This window comes from Photorhabdus viridis (assembly GCF_040256935.1).
Taxonomy (GTDB): Bacteria; Pseudomonadota; Gammaproteobacteria; order Enterobacterales; family Enterobacteriaceae; genus Photorhabdus; species Photorhabdus viridis.
In genome coordinates this window covers 1-328 of record NZ_JBEJZY010000335.1, presented here as the reverse complement: position 1 = coordinate 328, position 328 = coordinate 1, and the positions used below count along the sequence as shown (strand labels likewise).

Annotated in this window: 1 protein-coding gene and 1 pseudogene; one reads left to right on the top strand and one right to left on the bottom strand. The window is 44.2% G+C overall.

What is annotated here, in order from left to right; translation table 11 throughout:
* Positions 1-98, bottom strand: a pseudogene (locus ABR397_RS23620) (IS200/IS605 family transposase); the annotation flags it as partial.
* 56 nt (positions 99-154) lie between these two features.
* Between ABR397_RS23620 and ABR397_RS23615 the strand changes: the two are divergent.
* The coding region (locus tag ABR397_RS23615) for a helix-turn-helix domain-containing protein (RefSeq protein ID WP_350307254.1) at positions 155-328 on the top strand (174 nt) is incomplete at its 3' end.

Genomic DNA, 328 nt, shown 5'->3' with positions numbered 1-328 from the left:
CGACGGTACTTTGTCGTGAAAATCAGATGCACAACCAGTTTACTGACGCTGTGCCGTTTTCGGAGAAATCCCTCCAGTGCCTCATACTGATGACTCAATTGATATATCCACCTAACCTGTTAAAATAGATGAATTATATCAATGAGCATTGACTATGTTAAGAGCCACAAAAGTACGCATTTATCCGACACCAGAACAGGCTGACTATCTTAATGCCCAGTTCGGTGCGGTGCGTTTTGCGTACAACAAGGCTCTGCACATCAAAAAACAGGCTTATAAACGCCACGGCGTGAATTTAAGCCCGCGTAAAGAGCTGAAACCGTTACTG